Annotated in this window: 18 protein-coding genes; 7 read left to right on the forward strand and 11 right to left on the reverse strand. The window is 43.0% G+C overall.

What is annotated here, in order from left to right; all coding sequences use genetic code 11:
• Window positions 1-139: 139 nt before the first annotated feature.
• Window positions 140-1075: a malate dehydrogenase gene (gene mdh, locus ACHUFW_RS18240; RefSeq protein WP_394205057.1), complete on the reverse strand. Its 936-nt coding sequence runs from the start codon at window positions 1073-1075 to the stop codon at window positions 140-142.
• Window positions 1076-1412: 337 nt separating this feature from the next.
• Between mdh and argR the strand changes: the two genes are divergently transcribed.
• The gene (gene argR, locus ACHUFW_RS18245; RefSeq protein ID WP_394205059.1) at window positions 1413-1883 is read left to right on the forward strand and encodes a transcriptional regulator ArgR; all 471 of its coding nucleotides are present in this window, start codon (window positions 1413-1415) and stop codon (window positions 1881-1883) included.
• A gap of 467 nt (window positions 1884-2350) precedes the next feature.
• Window positions 2351-2809: a cupin domain-containing protein gene (locus tag ACHUFW_RS18250; protein WP_394205061.1), complete on the forward strand. Its 459-nt coding sequence runs from the start codon at window positions 2351-2353 to the stop codon at window positions 2807-2809.
• A 35-nt stretch (window positions 2810-2844) separates the two neighbouring features.
• Here ACHUFW_RS18250 and ACHUFW_RS18255 read toward each other — a convergent pair whose 3' ends face one another.
• The 4 genes from ACHUFW_RS18255 to ACHUFW_RS18270 all read right to left on the reverse strand — a co-directional run bounded on the left by ACHUFW_RS18255 (window position 2845) and on the right by ACHUFW_RS18270 (window position 7813).
• On the reverse strand, window positions 2845-3780 hold the full coding sequence (locus ACHUFW_RS18255) for a Dyp-type peroxidase (protein ID WP_394205062.1): 936 nt from the start codon (window positions 3778-3780) through the stop codon (window positions 2845-2847).
• A 189-nt stretch (window positions 3781-3969) separates the two neighbouring features.
• Window positions 3970-4998, reverse strand: a complete 1029-nt coding sequence (locus ACHUFW_RS18260; protein WP_394205064.1) for an ABC transporter ATP-binding protein — start codon at window positions 4996-4998, stop codon at window positions 3970-3972.
• Window positions 4999-5000: 2 nt separating this feature from the next.
• Complete coding sequence (locus ACHUFW_RS18265; RefSeq protein ID WP_394205065.1) at window positions 5001-6629, reverse strand: ABC transporter permease; 1629 nt, start codon at window positions 6627-6629, stop codon at window positions 5001-5003.
• Window positions 6630-6805: 176 nt separating this feature from the next.
• A complete protein-coding gene (locus ACHUFW_RS18270; protein ID WP_394205066.1) occupies window positions 6806-7813 on the reverse strand; it encodes a Fe(3+) ABC transporter substrate-binding protein in 1008 nt (335 codons plus the stop codon).
• 229 nt (window positions 7814-8042) lie between these two features.
• Here ACHUFW_RS18270 and ACHUFW_RS18275 point away from each other — a divergent pair, with 229 nt between their 5' ends.
• The gene (locus ACHUFW_RS18275; protein WP_394205067.1) at window positions 8043-8504 is read left to right on the forward strand and encodes a hypothetical protein; all 462 of its coding nucleotides are present in this window, start codon (window positions 8043-8045) and stop codon (window positions 8502-8504) included.
• Here the strand turns inward: ACHUFW_RS18275 and ACHUFW_RS18280 are convergent.
• The 3 genes from ACHUFW_RS18280 to ACHUFW_RS18290 all read right to left on the reverse strand — a co-directional run bounded on the left by ACHUFW_RS18280 (window position 8501) and on the right by ACHUFW_RS18290 (window position 10533).
• Window positions 8501-9091 carry a glutathione S-transferase N-terminal domain-containing protein gene (locus tag ACHUFW_RS18280; RefSeq protein ID WP_394205069.1) on the reverse strand — a complete coding sequence of 197 codons (591 nt, stop codon included), beginning with the start codon at window positions 9089-9091 and terminating at the stop codon, window positions 8501-8503. The two genes, ACHUFW_RS18275 and ACHUFW_RS18280, sit on opposite strands and share 4 nt — an antisense overlap.
• 12 nt (window positions 9092-9103) lie before the next feature.
• Window positions 9104-9850, reverse strand: a complete 747-nt coding sequence (locus ACHUFW_RS18285; protein ID WP_394205070.1) for a ferredoxin--NADP reductase — start codon at window positions 9848-9850, stop codon at window positions 9104-9106.
• An 80-nt stretch (window positions 9851-9930) separates the two neighbouring features.
• Complete coding sequence (locus ACHUFW_RS18290; protein ID WP_394205072.1) at window positions 9931-10533, reverse strand: DUF5610 domain-containing protein; 603 nt, start codon at window positions 10531-10533, stop codon at window positions 9931-9933.
• 168 nt (window positions 10534-10701) lie between these two features.
• Here ACHUFW_RS18290 and ACHUFW_RS18295 point away from each other — a divergent pair, with 168 nt between their 5' ends.
• Together ACHUFW_RS18295 and ACHUFW_RS18300 are read left to right on the forward strand one after the other, a co-directional pair.
• Window positions 10702-11208, forward strand: a complete 507-nt coding sequence (locus tag ACHUFW_RS18295) for a histidine phosphatase family protein (RefSeq protein ID WP_394205074.1) — start codon at window positions 10702-10704, stop codon at window positions 11206-11208.
• A 117-nt stretch (window positions 11209-11325) separates the two neighbouring features.
• The gene (locus tag ACHUFW_RS18300) at window positions 11326-11529 is read left to right on the forward strand and encodes a hypothetical protein (RefSeq protein ID WP_394205076.1); all 204 of its coding nucleotides are present in this window, start codon (window positions 11326-11328) and stop codon (window positions 11527-11529) included.
• 32 nt (window positions 11530-11561) lie between these two features.
• On the opposite strand, the gene ACHUFW_RS18305 is transcribed toward ACHUFW_RS18300, so the two are convergent.
• Together ACHUFW_RS18305 and ACHUFW_RS18310 are read right to left on the reverse strand one after the other, a co-directional pair.
• Window positions 11562-11825 (reverse strand): hypothetical protein, encoded by a 264-nt coding sequence (locus tag ACHUFW_RS18305; protein ID WP_394205078.1) that lies wholly within the window; start codon window positions 11823-11825, stop codon window positions 11562-11564.
• A 97-nt stretch (window positions 11826-11922) separates the two neighbouring features.
• Window positions 11923-13692 (reverse strand): ABCB family ABC transporter ATP-binding protein/permease, encoded by a 1770-nt coding sequence (locus ACHUFW_RS18310; protein WP_394205080.1) that lies wholly within the window; start codon window positions 13690-13692, stop codon window positions 11923-11925.
• A gap of 339 nt (window positions 13693-14031) precedes the next feature.
• On the opposite strand from ACHUFW_RS18310, the gene ACHUFW_RS18315 reads away from it, so the two are divergent.
• The gene (locus ACHUFW_RS18315; protein WP_394205082.1) at window positions 14032-14208 is read left to right on the forward strand and encodes a hypothetical protein; all 177 of its coding nucleotides are present in this window, start codon (window positions 14032-14034) and stop codon (window positions 14206-14208) included.
• 93 nt (window positions 14209-14301) lie between these two features.
• A protein-coding gene (locus tag ACHUFW_RS18320) for an IS3 family transposase (RefSeq protein ID WP_394205084.1) occupies window positions 14302-15500 on the forward strand; the annotation gives its coding sequence in 2 pieces (ribosomal slippage) (window positions 14302-14647 and window positions 14647-15500; 1200 coding nt in all).
• A gap of 53 nt (window positions 15501-15553) precedes the next feature.
• Here ACHUFW_RS18320 and aroG read toward each other — a convergent pair.
• Window positions 15554-16606: a 3-deoxy-7-phosphoheptulonate synthase AroG gene (aroG, locus tag ACHUFW_RS18325; RefSeq protein ID WP_394205086.1), complete on the reverse strand. Its 1053-nt coding sequence runs from the start codon at window positions 16604-16606 to the stop codon at window positions 15554-15556.
• Window positions 16607-16821 lie beyond the last annotated feature (215 nt).

A 16821-nucleotide genomic window follows, 5' to 3' on the forward strand; every position in this document is an offset into this window, starting at 1 on the left:
GAGTTCGCTTAACTGTTGATTTCATAACACTCTCCAAAAAAGGTTTGAAAAGTGTCAACGTTATTTAGGACGGGTCAGGACGGGTCAGGGACAACAAAAAAGGAGCCTGATGGCTCCTTTTTTAATTTAAAAGGTTAACTTACTTAACAAAGTCAACGCCTAAAGTGATATCCGCTTTTAGCGTATCAAGCATAGCGTCTCGCGCATTGGCTTCAAACTCACTGGTTTCGCCATAGGCAAGCACTTGCTCAACGCCATTCTTACCAAGAAGGACTGGTTGAGCGAAGAATTCAGCGTGCTCACTACCACCATCAACATAGGCACACTCAACCACATTGGCTTCACCTTGCAGACCGCGAACAAGTGATAAACCAAAGCGACAAGCCGCTTGGCCCATTGAAAGTGTTGCGCTACCGCCACCCGCTTTCGCTTCTACAACCTCAGTACCCGCATTTTGGATACGCGTTGTTAATGCAGCTACTTCTTCATCGGTAAAGCTCACACCGTCAATTTGAGAAAGCAGCGGCAAGATGGTCACACCACTGTGACCACCGATAACGTTAACATTAACATCAGCCACGTTTAGACCTTTAGCTTCCGCCACAAAGGTTTCAGAACGAATCACATCAAGCGTCGTCACACCGAATAAACGGTTTTTGTCATACACGCCAGCGGCTTTTAGTACTTCAGCAGCAATCGCTACTGTCGTATTTACTGGGTTAGTGATGATACCAATCAATGCTTTAGGACAAGCTGCTGCACACTTCTCTACAAGGTTTCTCACAATACCCGCGTTGATATTGAAAAGATCCGAACGATCCATACCAGGCTTACGTGCAACACCGGCAGAAATAAGCACTACATCTGCGCCTTCTAGTGCTGGAGTTGGATCTTCGCCAGCAAAACCTTTCACATCAACATCAGTAGGGATGTGACTTAGGTCTACTGCAACGCCAGGGGTCACTGGTGCAATGTCATATAGGGATAGTTTTGAACCGGCAGGTAGCTGAGTTTTTAAAAGTAGGGCTAAAGCCTGGCCAATACCACCAGCGGCACCAAGTACTGCAACTTTCATAGTCATCTCCGTTATTTCTTGGATATTTGTGATATAGATCGAATTTGTTGATGGCGCAACATTACTGGAATCACAAACAAAATTCAATTATCCCTTAGTCGTGCAACTGATAATTTGGCCATAACTTATGTTGAATTGCGTCTCTATGTAGTGTTTTAGCTCTAATTTGAAGCAATAGCTCAACACAGGGTCGATACAAAATGTAACAACCTAGATATTGCTGTAATTTCACTACAAGTCTAAATGAATTTTTATTCAGGCAATTCGAGTAATTGTTGACAAAAAAGTCAAAGATATTCAAAATGAGCCAGATTTTTGAATAAAGAATAAAAATATTATGCAAGCAAGTAAGAATCAGGATGAGTTGGTAAAAACATTTAAGGCAATCCTTAAAGAAGAGCGCTTCGGCTCGCAAAGTGAGATTGTCAACGCTCTGCAGAGTGAGGGTTATAACAACATTAACCAATCTAAAGTATCGCGGATGTTAAGTAAATTCGGCGCCGTAAGGACCCGTAATGCGAAACAGGAGATGGTTTATTGCTTACCTGCCGAACTAGGAGTTCCAACAGCTGGGAGTCCATTAAAAAACTTAGTGCTCGATGTTGACCACAACCAAAGTATGATTGTCGTGCGCACAAGTCCAGGTGCGGCTCAATTGATCGCTAGATTGTTAGATTCGATAGGCAAGCCAGAGGGCATTTTAGGCACCATCGCCGGTGACGATACCATTTTTATTTGCCCATCAAACATTCAGCAGATCGACAAAACCTTAGAAACGGTTAAATCATTATTCAATTATGCTGACTAAACATCAGCGTAAATAACAACAAAAAAGAAGCGCCAAGGCGCTTCTTTTTTTATGTCACCATAAAATCGCATACAATATATTGAATCATCAAACTATTCGTGAGAGGCTAACTAATACCAATCGGCATAAAGATGTGATCGCTCAGCGAGAGTTTAGCGCTTCTAAGACAAGGTCATTAAATGCTCCTGCATTAATGACATTCACCACATCCATGTGGCTTGCAACGAATGAAGGGCATAGTTACTCTACGTTCAAGTTCGTTTACACAGTATCAGAAGTGCTAAAACTCGCCCTTTGGGCGCTTTTTTGGCTGCCTATTTCTTCGTTGAATAACTTCCCAATAGAACCACTATTACTTAAGTTATTCGTCTAGAACTAGCTTGCCAAAAATAGCGCTGAGTAGATCACTTTCTTATGCCGATTGGTATAACCAGAGTCAGCGCCGTTTTTGGGCTAAGGATGTATCGATGACAAGTAAAATAATTAATATCAATGACGTCTGTTGGGAATCATGGCAACACACAGATAAATACGCCAGTTCTCAAAAGCATATCGGGGATGCGGCGGGTTGCGAAAAAATCGGTGTCACTATGGAGAAACTGTCTCCAGGTAAAACCTCTTCTGTAGCCCATTATCATACAAAAGAAGAGGAACACCTCTACGCCATAGAAGGGCAAGCTACCTTACTTATTGATGGTGAACCCCATCTATTTAAAAAAGGCGATTACATCTGTTTTACCGCCAACAGTGCGATTTCTCATACCTTAAGAAACGATTTTGACAGTGATTTCGTTTTCATGGTGATAGGCAACCGCGATCAACATGACGTTGTTGTTTACCCGGAAAACAACAAGGTTCAGGTTCGTAGCATTGATGAAGTCTACGCCAAGCGACCCACTAACTATTGGGATAATGATACCGAGTAAACCATAAAAAACGCACCTTAAAGGTGCGTTTTGTTTTAATTGGCTTCGCTTTCTAAAAAGTCTAACGACGGGCAGAAAAAAGATGATCCGGTCAGTGCCTGCGTAAAGTGCATTAAGTGATCATGATTACCCGCACCATCACCGTGCACCATACTATGCAGCATTTTTTCAAAGTTACTGGCATTGTGGCATACAGAGATAAACATTAAGCCCTGCTCTTTGACTGAACCATAAGGCATACTTTGACGTAAAATCTCTAGCGAGTTACCTTGCTCATCTTTCAAATTAACCCGTTTAATATGGCTAGTCAGTGGCTTATCGGCACTGGCATATTCGATATTTTCTTCTTTGGTGCGGCCGATAATGTCTTCTTGCTTTTTAACCGGTAAACGGTTCCACTTACTGAGGTTATGGGCAAACTTTTGCACATGAATATAACTGCCACCTCTAAAGGTAGGATCGTTATCCCCCACTAGTGCAGTTTGTTGGCGGCCATGCCCCTTAGGGTTCTCAGTGCCATCAACAAAGCCAGTCAGATCACGATTATCCATAAAGCGGAATCCGCGTTCTTCATCGACCAACTCTACCAGCCCTTCAAACATCTGACATACTTCATTGGCTACAAGGTGAAGAATATCGAATCTATCGCAACGGATATGAACAAATAGATCATACTCAAGCGCCGGTGCATCACGGTTATCAACATGCATTGCAGGGAAAGGCTTTAATTCTGCAGGACGAGCCTTAGGATAAAGGCTATCCCAGTAATTTGCCCCAATTGCCACAAAACCGTTAAACGCACTGTCGGCGTATTGGTCTGCAAGCTCATGAATATATTGAGCAACATTAGCTACACAAGGACGAAGTTGAGATTCAACATTATCCTCAGCATTAAACATCAAATAAACGCTGTGTAGGTTCCCTTCCGCACAAATACCTATTTGTTCACGTGGCATAGCCTGATTGTCCATCAATTCTCACCTTATGTCTGTCTCAATTTCGGCATTATTATGCGAAACTTTAGCGATTAATAGTATTAAGCGAAGCACAAAATCAGCAACTGAAACATCAACTAGTGGTTTAAATTACTTATTATTAATCATAGTAACCAGTAATACACAATATCCACTAGCTTGCCAATATTGTTTTCAAAGCATGAGTTAAAACACTACCAGCTCATGGCTCGGCGCAGACAATTGTACCCGCTGGCCTGGTGTTAATTGCAATAATTGACTTTTTACTTCGTAAAATTGCTCAGCGAGCTTAACTTGATAGTGACAAATATTACCGAGGAAACGCCGCTCTACAATCACTCCTTGACCACATTCGTTTGCTTCAATTTCAATCTGCTGCGGTCGCAATAGTAACTGGCCCTCATAATTTACTGGATGAGCTAATAACTTAGTGCTGGTTAACACACCTAACGGTGTATCAACCTGATAATTATCAGAGACTGAAGCTGGAATATAGTTACCGCTACCTAAGAAATCTGCCACATAACGGTCACAAGGGTCGGAATACAAGGCTTCAGCAGTACCGTACTGGACTATCGCTCCATCTTTAAATAAAGCCAATTTATCAGCAAATACAAACGCCTCATCTTTACTGTGAGTCACGAAAATCGCACTCACCCCCCGCGCTTTCAAGATTTGACGGATCTCTAACATCATTTCACTGCGCACTTTTGCATCAATGTTAGAAAATGGCTCATCGAGTAATAACAACTCAGGTTCATAGGCCAAAGAACGTGCAATCGACACTCGCTGTTGTTGGCCACCTGATAATTCATGGGGATAGCGTTCGCCCAAGCCCTCCAGCTTAACAAGGCTTAGCATTTCATTCAGCCGTGCCTGCTTAGCCGTGTTATCCAGTCCCTTGACACCAAACAGCACATTCTCAGCAACAGTTAAATGAGGGAATAACGCATAGTCTTGAAAAATCATCCCTATTCCACGTTGCTCACTGGGCCTATGTACATCAGGTGATGAAACCAGCTCACCATTGATATATATCTCCCCCTCAGAAACCGCTTGTAAACCAGCAATTGCCCTTAGCAAGGTGGTTTTGCCGCAGCCACTCGGCCCGAGCAATGCCGCAATCTCGCCCTTCTCAACCTCTAAAGACAGTTCTGTCAGCACCCGTTGGCTTTGATAATCACTAGATACTTTGCTAATCGTCAGTGTTGACATAATTAATGCTGCTCCAAAGAACGGTTTAAATAAATAAGGGGAATGAGGCCTACCAGCACAATAACAATAGCAGCCAAAGCACCATGTTCAAGTTGCTCATCTGACACAAACTGAAAAACATAAGTCGCCAAATTTTCAAAGCCAACAGGACGTAACAACAATGCAGCAGGCAGCTCTTTCATACACTCGATAAACACTAATAGCAGTCCTGCAAATATGCCCTTTCGCAGCAAAGGCAGGTGCACACGCCACATCAACAGTCTCGGTTTCATCCCCATAGTTATTGCCGCCATATCCAGTGATGGACTGACTCTTTTATAGCTATTCTCAATACTGCCGATCGCAATAGCACTAAAACGAATACAAAATGCTGCAATCAAAGCAAACACACTGCCGCTTAAAAGCAGGCCTGGACCACGTCGGTCAAAATAAGCATACAGATCGTTAATTGCAAAATCGGCATAGGTGAGCGGCACTAAAATACCAATCGCTAGTACGGTACCTGGCAATGCATAGCCAGTAGATGCCAATCGAGAAGGCAATAAATCTTGCTTTCGAGGGCTACAGCGACGTACAAACATGAGTAACAAAGCCAGCGCAACAGTCAGCACGCTAACAATGGCAGCGATATAAAAGCTGTTCCAACTATAAGCTAAGAACTGGCTGTGCCAGCTTTCTTCAAAATAGTGAACCGCATATTGCAGCAAAATAATAAAAGGCAGTAAAAAAGAGAAAAACAGTAACAGGCCACAATACCCTGTGGCGAGCCAACGCTTCACTCCGCGCAGTGGATATAAGTCACCACGATTAATTTCTGTTTGCTTCTGAAACAGCTTTTGCTTCCTTCGAGCAAACCGCTCTACGCCAATCATAGTAAAGACCACTAACAGCATAATAGCCGACAACTTCGCCGCGGCCGCTAAACTGCCGTATCCAAGCCAAGTATCATACACCGCGGTGGTTAAGGTTGGCACAGCAAAATAGCTGACCGTTGCGAAGTCTGCCACCGTCTCCATCGCCACTAACGAAGCACCAACGGCTAACGCTGGTCGTGCCATCGGCAAGCTTAAACGCCAAAAGCTTCGCCATGGACCACAGCCCATCACTCTAGATGCATGCTGTAAGCTAGAGGATTGCTCCATAAATGCCGTTCTGGCCAACAAGTAGATATAGGGGAACAAAACCAGCGCTAACATCACCGAAGCACCGCCTAGAGAGCGAACCTCTGGGAAGAAATAATCTTGTGGTGATTGCCAGCCAAACAGTTGTCGCAAACTTCGCTGCACAGGCCCAGCATAGTCGAGCAAATCGGTATAGACATATGCAACGACATAAGCAGGCATCGCAATCGGTAATAACAACCCCCATTGAAATAGCTGCCGCCCAGGGAAAATACACCTAGCGACCAGCCACGCTGCCGGCACTGCAATCACTAAGGCGCCAATACACACCCACAGCATCAATAAAAACGTATTAGAGATATAAGTCGGTAACACGGTATTAAACAGATGGGAGAAAATGGCTTCGTCAGGCACCATGGCTTGGACAATAATCGCAAACAATGGCAACACCACTAACCCAGCTAATACATAACTAGAAACAGACCAACTGCGGGAAAAACCTAAAATCATCCAATATTCCAATGAACGCGACGGGCGCAGAGTATGAGGTATTAACCTAAATCTAAGCTTAAATAAGAACGATTATAACTCACAAAAATAACTAGGTATTGACCTAGATAAAAAAATAGCCCTCAAATTGAAGGCTATTTACGTGGAGTTTGTACAATTAGTATCCAGTGATGAGGTTACAAATCAAATTTTACTTCATCTAACAATTTTACCGCCGCTTCATGATACTCAGCTAACTTGAAAACAGGCAGCTTGTCTGCTTTAAATTCGCCCCAAGAAGCCACCAACTCTGACGGTGCGACATCGGCATTAATTGGGTATTCATAGTTAACTTCAGCATAAGCTTGCTGGGCCTTATCACTAGATAAATACTCCATCAACTTAATTGCATTGTCTTTATTCGGCGAGTGCTTTGCCAATGCCATACCTGAAACGTTGATATGCGAGCCACGGTTATCTTGGTTAGGGAAGTTAATGTAAACAGACTCAGCCCAAGGAACCTGCTTAGGGTCTTGCAGCATCTTACCTAAGTAATAGCTGTTGCCTATAGCAATATCACATAGCCCTTCTTTGACTGCTTTAACTTGAGCACGATCATTACCTTGAGGCTTACGCGCTAGATTACTCTTTAACCCTTGTAACCAGGCTTTAGCGTCTGCTTCGCCATGGTGAGCTATCATTGAAGCTACCAGTGAAATATTGTAAGGGTGCTTACCAGATCGAGTACAAATCTTACCCTTGTACTTAGGATCGGCTAGATCCTCATAATCGATATCGAGGCGACCTAAACGATCTCGAGATGAATACACATTACGTACACGCATCGTCAATGCATACCAATCGTTCTCAGGTGAACGATACTCCTCTGGAATATTGCCTTTCAATTTGTCACTGTCTACCGCAGCTACAAGATCTTTGTCGGCTAACTCCATCAAGCGTGAAAAGTCAGAGGTTAGTACCACATCCGCTGGCGATAAACGTCCTTCACGCATCATCCGCTCTGCGATGCCTTTTTTAGAAAATACCACATCCACTTTAATGCCAGTGTCTTTAGTAAAATCAGCTAAAATTGGGTCTATCAGAAATGCTTGACGATATGAGTAAACGGTTAACTTGTCCGCCGCATTTGCGACAGAAGCTGCGCATGCTAATCCTATAACAGCTAGGCCAGTGGTGATCTTCATTCTTGCTCTCCGTACAGCGGCATTCAGTGCCACTCGTGAATAATGATAATTATTATCAATCGCAAAAAGGATAATAAAACTTATACATTTGAGCAAGATAATTAATAAAAAAAACGACCCAGATCACTCTATTTAGCTAAAGCCACATAAGCGAGCTAAAATTAACATCAAGATTAGAATTACTCATTAACGCAAACTAAAGTAATTAAAGTCATTAAGGTGGTAATCAATGCTAATTAACATCTGCATCTGGGTCTCCCTCGCTATTGCCACCCTATTGGTTATAAAAATGTTCCTGCCAACAAACCGCAGACGAAAAAAACGACGTTCTACAATGGATATGCAAACCACTAAACCGACTGTCAGCGCTTCAGACCAACCGCCCTCATCATCTGTTGCTACAGGCACCTCCATACACCCTCACCATGCAGTAGCCGTGGTTATGGCCGATGACGCCTGCAAAGCTGTACAGCAAATACAAGGCACGCGTTATCTATCCGCTGACGCGCCAACAATTCCACTACCAAACTGCGATAGCAGCAACTGCCAGTGTCACTACCAGCATTATGAGGATAGGCGCCAGCCAGATAGCGAACGCCGCATAGACTTCGGCATCACCCATGACTTATATGGTGCATTTGGTGAACAAAACCGCCGCGGCAACAGCCGAGGCAGGCGTAAAACCGACTAAGGTTGCGTGGACATCATTGCAGGCAAAGTGATAAATGAACTATGCCAATTCGCCAACCCTGGAGCCACTTTTTGCCAAGCGAGATCAGGATGTCGAAAATCAAGATAGCTCAATAAGCAGGCTAACAAAATGGTGTTAGCATTAACTTGCTGTGTATGGAATTCACCATGATGGGTAAGGTGACGTAGCCCCCTCAGCAGGGCCTGTTCAAATCGAGCAGTCCAAAACGGTGAGCGAACTCCTTCATCTTCGCGCATCTGCTCTTGCCTTAAGCCTACGGCACTGTCTAACAGGCCTTTTATCAGTGAGAACTCGGTTTGCTGTTGCCAGCTTGGCAAACTGCCAAACAGTTTATCATCGCCATACTCACTGTCGAGATAGCGTAATATGACCTCACTATCAAACACTGCGGAACCATCGCTGAGCACAAGACAGGGAATTTTCGCCAATGGATTCGCTTCAACAAACGCTTCATCATTCTCCAGAGGATTAATCGCTTGCTCAATAATACCTGTGATATCAAGGTAACGGATAGCAACACGCACACCACGGGCGTAAGGAGAAGCATCCGAATAGTACAATTTCATAAATAGCTCCGTTTACCAATACTTCTCAACAGTGATTTGCCCAGGTTTGCGGCGTAAGTTTTTCGCTAAACCTCGCGCTTTTAGAAGCTCAGTCACATCAACAATCATCTGTGGGTTACCGCACATCATCACTTGTGCATCGGTGGCCGTTAACTGATGGCCAACTAACTGCTCAAGCTTACCTGAAGCGATGGCATCGCTAATTCGCTCGGTTAAGGCCCCTGCAACCACCTGCCTTGTCACTGAGGTAACAAAACTAAATTGCTTGGCATGGTGTTGCTGGATCTGCTGTATTTCAGCTAAATAGGCTAAATCTTGTTGATGGCGCACGCCATAAACTAAGGCAATATGTGGATAAGCCTGCCAAATAGCTGAGCCGCGTAACATGGATATGAATGGCCCAACTGCAGTGCCAGTCGCCAATAGCCATAAACAGGTCTCAGTGCTGGCTTCAGGCAACTCTTCAAGTGTCATAAAACCAGTGGCTTTGGGTGAGATGTCAATCTGATCACCCACTTGTAGTTGCTGCAGTTGTGGTGACAATTGCCCCTGCTCCACAGCAATGGCTAACACTTCTAAATACTCGCTGTCAGGAGAGTTAACTAAAGAATACGCCCGAGCAATACGCTTGCCATCAATGTGCTGGGACAACTTAATGAATTGCCCAGCCACATAAGGCGCAATATCGGCTTCAAGCTTTAACGAAAATAAATTATCGTTCCAGTTGATTTTCTCTACAACTGTCGCGGTTACCCACATATAACACCTCACAAAAAAGGCAATGATTTCAAATCATCATTGCCATTAAATCGCAAAGAGTCAAGTAAGTACCTAGCTAGCTACTGGCTCTGTTCAGCCTCGTTTACATCATCATTGGTTGAAAGCATACTCTGTCTAAAATCCGCCAAACCAGCCTGAACGATGGAGTAGGTTTCATCCACACCCAGGGCGATATCGCCCTCTAATACTTTGAGACTGGTTAATATCTCTTTTGCTTCATCAAAGCCTTGATCGATAGCACCACCAATCACCTCCATAAATGAATCAAGCTGCTCTTCATATTCCATTGAAGCATTTTGTTGTTGATAGATACTAAAAAACTGGGTAGCAAAGCTCACAATTCTATCGGCGGTGGCTTGCGGTGAGGTATCAACCCCCTCTTCAACCGCTGTTTCAATTGCGCGCTCTCCCATCACAGGCGCTAGCTCTTCATTTATTGCTTCAATTGCGGCTTTATACAACAAGCGCATAGGTTCATTACCCGCACTAAGTTCGGCATCGTGCTGAGCAGATAAAATTGCAGCGTTCTTCAATTGATTGGTCGTTGCCTGCACGGTTTGATTGCTCATTGAGTCTGTTTGACTTGCTGGCTGATTAGCAGCTTTGTCAGCACCGCTATTGGCTGGTTTTACGTTGGCGGTATTTTGATTATGGATTTCCATAACAACCTCAAAATTAAATAAAGGGCTATGGTTTAATTATCGGCCAATATTTAGACAACATGAGAAAAATTTACCAACTAAAGCCCAACACACCTAAAACAACATCAACGCCATCACACCGCGAACTCTGGTACTATGAATTATCAATCTAAACAAGGATCTTATTATATGCGCAAAATCTTGTGTTACTGTCTACTGAGTTGTCTATTGTGTTTTCCAACGCTCGTCACGGCTCAAGAACAAGTCATCGTTGTTGTGCGTCACGCAGAAAAAATGCCAGACAGTAAAGATCCACAACTCACTGAAGCCGGTAAGCAACGCGCACAACATCTAGCAAGTCGTTTAGCACAAATCAAATTTAGTACCGCAATAACCACTCAATATCAGCGCACCCAAGCGACGCTTGCACCTATCATCGCCCAACAAAAAATCGACCATTTAGTCGTTAAAGCCAGTGCGCCGCTAGAGGAACATATCAGCCAAGTAAGCGCGCTAATCAAACAACAACCTGGTAATGTTATTGTCGCAGGCCACTCTAATACCGCTCCTTTGATTGTTCATGCATTGGGCGGACCTGATTTAGCACCGCTAGCTGAAGATGAATTTGGGAAGTTGTATATACTGTTTGTCTCCACTACTGGGGCAGTATCTTTTATCGAGGCCGAATATAATTAGTAAATTCACTATACTTAGGTATAATTTCGCCTTAGCTAACTTAACGGTTTAATGAGCTTGCAATGTTAGCAATATCTACTATAGATAAAAGTGGATGGCATCAAGGAGGAATAGGTAGTGAGTGATTCTATGTTAACCAACGACGGCAAAAGCACCCCGTTATCGGTAAGTTGTAAAAGTTGCGACAGATTAACCGTCATTGAAGGTGAAAGCGTCTGTTTTAAAGCTGGTGAGATTGTGCGCCTCACGCCCTTTACTCAAGATTTAAGTCAGTTGAACTTACTGTGTGATAATTGGAAGATTAACGACAGCAAGCAATAACCTAGGTTATTGCTTGCCAAATAGTACATCGATTAAGCGACTAAGATTGACGCATATTCTTGCTTGGTCAAACATGCTTCTCGGGTAATACCATTAAGCTCTGTTGATGGATTAACCTTTGCTAACGTTAAGCCTCGGGTGGTCACTCTCAAGCCCGAAGAGACTTCCAAATAAACGCTCATCAGCTCATCGTTTTCCAATCCACGCTTCTTTAGTGTCGCCATAATCGCTAGCCAATCAGTTTTGACAACACTCGCCTGACCTTCGATGTTTACTTGTAGGGGAATATTTTTCATCATAATCTCACAGTGGCTATTTAATAACCTCAATTATGCAAAATAAACCTGAATAAAGCCTGAATTAGCAACAACGAATCTCAAATTATGCGCTAAGTCACTGTTGCTGAACATTCCAAAGTTTTGAATATAGCCCTTTTTTACTCAGTAAATCATCATGGTTACCTTGCTCAACAATCTGACCACGGCTTAACACGATAATGTTATCTGCATCGACTATCGTTGATAAACGATGGGCAATAACCAACGAAGTGTGTCCTTTTGCCATCTCTTTTAGGGCACTCAAAATTGCTTGTTCTGAGTGAGAGTCTAACGATGAAGTCGCCTCATCAAACACTAAGATTGGCGAACCTTTTAGTATGGCCCTTGCGATGGCGACTCGTTGTTTTTCGCCACCAGATAGCTTCATTCCTCGCTCGCCAACCTTAGTATCTACACCATTAGGCAAACGCTCAATAAAGGCGGTTAAATGAGCCATATCGATTGCTTGTTCAATTTCTTCACGACTTGCTTCGGGCCTGCCGTAGCGAATGTTTTCCAGTAAGGTATCGTTAAACAAAACAGTATCTTGGGGAACAATCGCAATAGCTTGACGCAGTGCATGCTGGGAAATATCGCTGATATCATAGCCATCGATACTGATTTTACCCGCTGCGGTATCGTAAAACCGAAATAACAGCTTAACGATGGTAGATTTACCCGCCCCGCTGTCGCCAACAATCGCCACCTTTTGCCCTGGCTTAATTTCAAAGCTGATATCACTAAGAATGGGCCTTTCGTCGTACTGAAATGCCACCTTGTCGAAGGTCAAATGACCAACCTCTAAGTTCGGCGAGTTAGCGCCAGGCTTATCCTCTACTTTAGGCTGGGTATCGAGCAGCGAGAACATCCGTTCAATATTGGCCAGCGCTCCGCGTATTTCTCGATAAACAAACCCTAAAAAATTAAGCGGTATAAACAACTGCATCATAAATGCATTAACCAACACAAAGTCACCGATGGTCATTTGGCCATCAACAACATTCATCGCTGCCAGCCCAAGCATTAGGGTCATTGCAACAGAAATAATTAACGCTTGTCCTGCGTTAAGCGCAAAAAGTGACAAACGATTCTTACGCTTAGCCTGTTCCCAGTGGCTTAGTGCACTATCGTAATGTTTTGCCTCATAAACTTCATTGTTAAAATACTTAACGGTTTCATAGTTAAGCAAGCTGTCGATAGCACGAGTATTAGAGCGTGAATCTGCATTAGCCGCTTCTCGAACAAACTCTGTACGCCATTCTGTAGCAACGACAGAAAATGCGCCATAGGCCAATACCGCTAACAAAGTGATTACTGCAAAAGGCCAGCCATAGTTATAAAGTAAAATACCAACCACTAAGGCAATTTCAATCAGGGTTGGTACAATATTGAATACCATAAAACGCATCAAAAAATTGATGCCACTGGTTCCCCGCTCAATATCCCTTGATAATCCACCTGTACGGCGCTCTAAATGAAATGACAAATCAAGACGATGTAAGTGCTCAAACACCAACAAACCAAGTCGTCTAATGGCTCTTTCTGTCACTCGACCAAACAAGGTATCGCGTACTTCGGAAATAATGGTATTAAGCAAACGCAGCGCACCATAGGCGACCACAAGCCCAATAGGCACCGCCAGTAACTGCTCTGGTGCAGTACTTAAAGAGTCCACCAGATCTTTAAGCACAAACGGTAATGAAACGCTAGCCACTTTGGCCACGACAAGGCACATCAGCGCAAGCCCAACCCGAGCCTTAAACTCCAGTAAATAAGGCCATAACAGTTTAAGTACATGCCAATTTAACTTGTCGATAGGGCCATCAAAATACAACGAGGGGCGCATAGCATTTTCCGAACAACTATTTGAATGATTTAATATAAATCATTTTGGCCGCCATGGCTCTCATAAAACGTCATTAAAGCTTCATCATAGGGATTTACACTATTTTTTCGTATTTATTCGGTACAAAAGTGAGTTTTTTGTTACACTCACAGCACGACAGGCACAAACTAAGCCTTACGTCGTACATAATGGTAAGTTTTTTAGTAGTAAAGTCTAATTAATAAGATTAACTATTATCTAAAGAAAAAGAATTTGATACTCTTAAATTCATAATTCATCACTAAGCCTTAGGTACTTAGTGAGAGCGAAAGCTCAATAATAACAATGAAGGAATTTATTATGCAGGAATCGTCTGACGTTCAATATCCTCCACTGCCACTCATTCAAACTTGGGTATGGATGATGACCGAATCCGGCAATCCCGAGATCCAACAAAAAGGCCAAAGCAATTTAATCGCTTCATTTGGCAGCCTTGCCAAAGCTAATGAATATATCATTAACCATGTTAAGCGATAGCATATAAAAAAGGAGGCACAAGCCTCCTTTTTTAATGAGATTGACCCGTCCTAAATAACGTTGACACTTTTCAAACCTTTTTTGGAGAGTGTTATGAAATCAACAGTTAAGCGAACTCAAAAAGATTACTCCCTTGCCTTTAAACTGGCAGTCGTTGACCAAGTAGAAAAGGGAGAGATGACCTACGCACAAGCTCAAAACCATTATGGTATTCAAGGGTGCTCCACAGTTTTAGTTTGGTTACGCAAGCATGGTCGGTTAAATTGGTCTAATGGCACACCCAAGTCTCTTACAAAAGGCCCGATGATGGCTAAATCAGAACTCACTCCTGAGCAGCGTATTAAAGCGCTAGAAAAGGAGTTGGAAGATACCAAAATCAAAGCTGAATTTTTTGAAGCGGTGGTTAACGTTTTAGAAAAAGACTACGGGGTTCGCATGGTAAAAAAGCCCAAAGGCAAATCCTTCAAGAAAAAACGGTCCTAAAGCTGTCAGTGATGCGAGCATGCCGCTATTTGGGTATCTCGCGTCAAGCATATTACCAACACTGTCAGCGCGATAGGCGTAGGACTCTGTTTGAAGAGAGTGTGATTGAATTTGTTCTGTTTGAACGAATGATTCAGCCTCGCATCGGCACAAGAAAGCTACAACACCTAATGCAAAACCGTGCACTCAGTATTGGCCGAGACAGGTTATTTGATTTACTTAGAGTACATCGACTCTTGGTACCAACAAGGCGTGCTTACCATAAAACAACCCACAGTCATCATCGCTTTCATTGCCACCCAAACATCGTAAAGTCTGGCTTAAATGTGACAAAGCCTGAGCAACTATGGGTGGCAGATATTACCTATCTAGCGACTCATGCAGGTGAAACTTATGTCAGCCTAGTTACAGATGCCTACTCAAGAAAAATAGTGGGTTACCAGGTTGATGATAATATGAAAGCGAGTTCAGTAAAGCAGGCCTTTAAGCAAGCACTAAGGCATAGACAAAGCAATCATGCACTTGTCCATCATTCAGACCGAGGAATACAGTATTGCTCAGCAGAATACCAATCTCTGCACCATAAACACGGGGTAACCTGCTCAATGACAGATGGTTATGATTGTTACCAAAATGCACTTGCAGAGCGAGTAAACGGAATACTTAAAAATGAATATCTGCTAAGCAAACCAAATGACCTTGCTGATGCAAGAAGGATGGTTGCCGAATCGGTAGTAATATACAATCAACGAAGGCCGCATTTGGCCTTAAAATACAAAACGCCCGATGAAGTTCATCGAGCGTTTTAAACTGAAAAAAGTGTCAACCTATTTCAGGACTAGTCAGATATAACTACTAGACGTTAACCGCGACGGTTTAACACACTTTGATTAAGCATAGCCAATAGCGTTTCGGTATCATCCCAACCAATACAGGCATCAGTGATACTTTGGCCATAACACAGCGGTTGGCCTTCCACGTAATCCTGGCGCCCTTCAACTAGGTTACTTTCAACCATCACCCCGAAAATACCGTGGTCGCCGGCACTAATTTGAGCAGAAACATCCTCAGCCACCAGCAACTGCCTTTTAAATTGTTTACTACTATTAGCATGACTGAAATCAATCATAATATTATTAGCAAGCTTGGCATCAGTTAACTGCGATGAAATTGCAGCCACATCTTCAGCACTATAGTTAGGCTGTTTGCCCCCTCGCAAAATAATATGACAATCAGGATTACCTTTGGTCTCTACAATAGCAGAGTGCCCATATTTAGTTACCGACAAGAAATGATGCGGAGCACTGGCGGCACCAATAGCATCGATGGCAATTTTAATCGTACCGTCCGTACCATTTTTAAAGCCAACCGGACAAGATAAACCCGATGATAATTCTCTATGAACCTGAGACTCTGTGGTTCGGGCACCAATTGCTCCCCAACACATTAAGTCAGCAACATATTGCGGTGTGATCATATCCAAAAACTCACCCGCTGTTGGCACACCCATATCATTTAAATCTAACAGCAATTTTCTTGCAGTACGTAAACCGTCATTAAGCTTAAAGCTATTGTCCATGTAGGGATCATTAATCAAGCCTTTCCAACCAACAGTGGTACGAGGCTTTTCAAAATACACTCGCATAACCACTTCTAACTGGTCTTTATATTGCTCTCTGAGCTTAACTAAGCGTTGACCATATTCAATGGCAGCTTTGGGATCATGGATTGAGCAGGGGCCAATAACAACCAGCAAGCGATCGTCTTGTTTTTGCAAAATCTTATGGATGTTTTGACGGCCATTAAATACCGTAGCTGATGCACGCTCTGAGGCTGGAAATCGCTCTAGAATCGCTACTGGAGGCAACAATTCTTTAATTTTATTAATGCGTACGTCATCGTTCTGGTAATACATGGTGCTAAAACTCCAAAAAAACAGCTAAAAAATAAGATCTCTCTTCTGCAATACTGACTCCAATTTAACAGTAATCACTTCATTTGCAAGCAAGAAGTTATAATTTAAAAAAATTAAAAATAACCTAATGTTTTTACGACAGATAATTTTTTGGTAATTGTATTTTTAGAGGGCGGTAATTAACCAGAGGTTGGCTAAATTTTGAAAAATTGACT

Origin of the sequence: Shewanella waksmanii (assembly GCF_043643685.1) — a bacterium.
GTDB classification, from domain to species: domain Bacteria; phylum Pseudomonadota; class Gammaproteobacteria; order Enterobacterales; family Shewanellaceae; genus Shewanella; species Shewanella waksmanii_A.

Coding starts and splice junctions, on each gene's coding strand:
- ACHUFW_RS18310 (WP_394205080.1), bottom strand. CDS start 13,692: ATGCGCCCCTCGTTGTATTTTGATGGCCCTATCGACAAGTTAAATTGG.
- ACHUFW_RS18275 (WP_394205067.1), top strand. CDS start 8,043: ATGCTAATTAACATCTGCATCTGGGTCTCCCTCGCTATTGCCACCCTA.
- ACHUFW_RS18290 (WP_394205072.1), bottom strand. CDS start 10,533: ATGGAAATCCATAATCAAAATACCGCCAACGTAAAACCAGCCAATAGC.
- aroG (WP_394205086.1), bottom strand. CDS start 16,606: ATGTATTACCAGAACGATGACGTACGCATTAATAAAATTAAAGAATTG.
- ACHUFW_RS18260 (WP_394205064.1), bottom strand. CDS start 4,998: ATGTCAACACTGACGATTAGCAAAGTATCTAGTGATTATCAAAGCCAA.
- ACHUFW_RS18250 (WP_394205061.1), top strand. CDS start 2,351: ATGACAAGTAAAATAATTAATATCAATGACGTCTGTTGGGAATCATGG.
- ACHUFW_RS18305 (WP_394205078.1), bottom strand. CDS start 11,825: ATGAAAAATATTCCCCTACAAGTAAACATCGAAGGTCAGGCGAGTGTT.
- ACHUFW_RS18255 (WP_394205062.1), bottom strand. CDS start 3,780: ATGGACAATCAGGCTATGCCACGTGAACAAATAGGTATTTGTGCGGAA.
- argR (WP_394205059.1), top strand. CDS start 1,413: ATGCAAGCAAGTAAGAATCAGGATGAGTTGGTAAAAACATTTAAGGCA.
- ACHUFW_RS18285 (WP_394205070.1), bottom strand. CDS start 9,850: ATGTGGGTAACCGCGACAGTTGTAGAGAAAATCAACTGGAACGATAAT.
- ACHUFW_RS18270 (WP_394205066.1), bottom strand. CDS start 7,813: ATGAAGATCACCACTGGCCTAGCTGTTATAGGATTAGCATGCGCAGCT.
- ACHUFW_RS18315 (WP_394205082.1), top strand. CDS start 14,032: ATGCAGGAATCGTCTGACGTTCAATATCCTCCACTGCCACTCATTCAA.
- ACHUFW_RS18295 (WP_394205074.1), top strand. CDS start 10,702: ATGCGCAAAATCTTGTGTTACTGTCTACTGAGTTGTCTATTGTGTTTT.
- ACHUFW_RS18265 (WP_394205065.1), bottom strand. CDS start 6,629: ATGATTTTAGGTTTTTCCCGCAGTTGGTCTGTTTCTAGTTATGTATTA.
- mdh (WP_394205057.1), bottom strand. CDS start 1,075: ATGAAAGTTGCAGTACTTGGTGCCGCTGGTGGTATTGGCCAGGCTTTA.
- ACHUFW_RS18280 (WP_394205069.1), bottom strand. CDS start 9,091: ATGAAATTGTACTATTCGGATGCTTCTCCTTACGCCCGTGGTGTGCGT.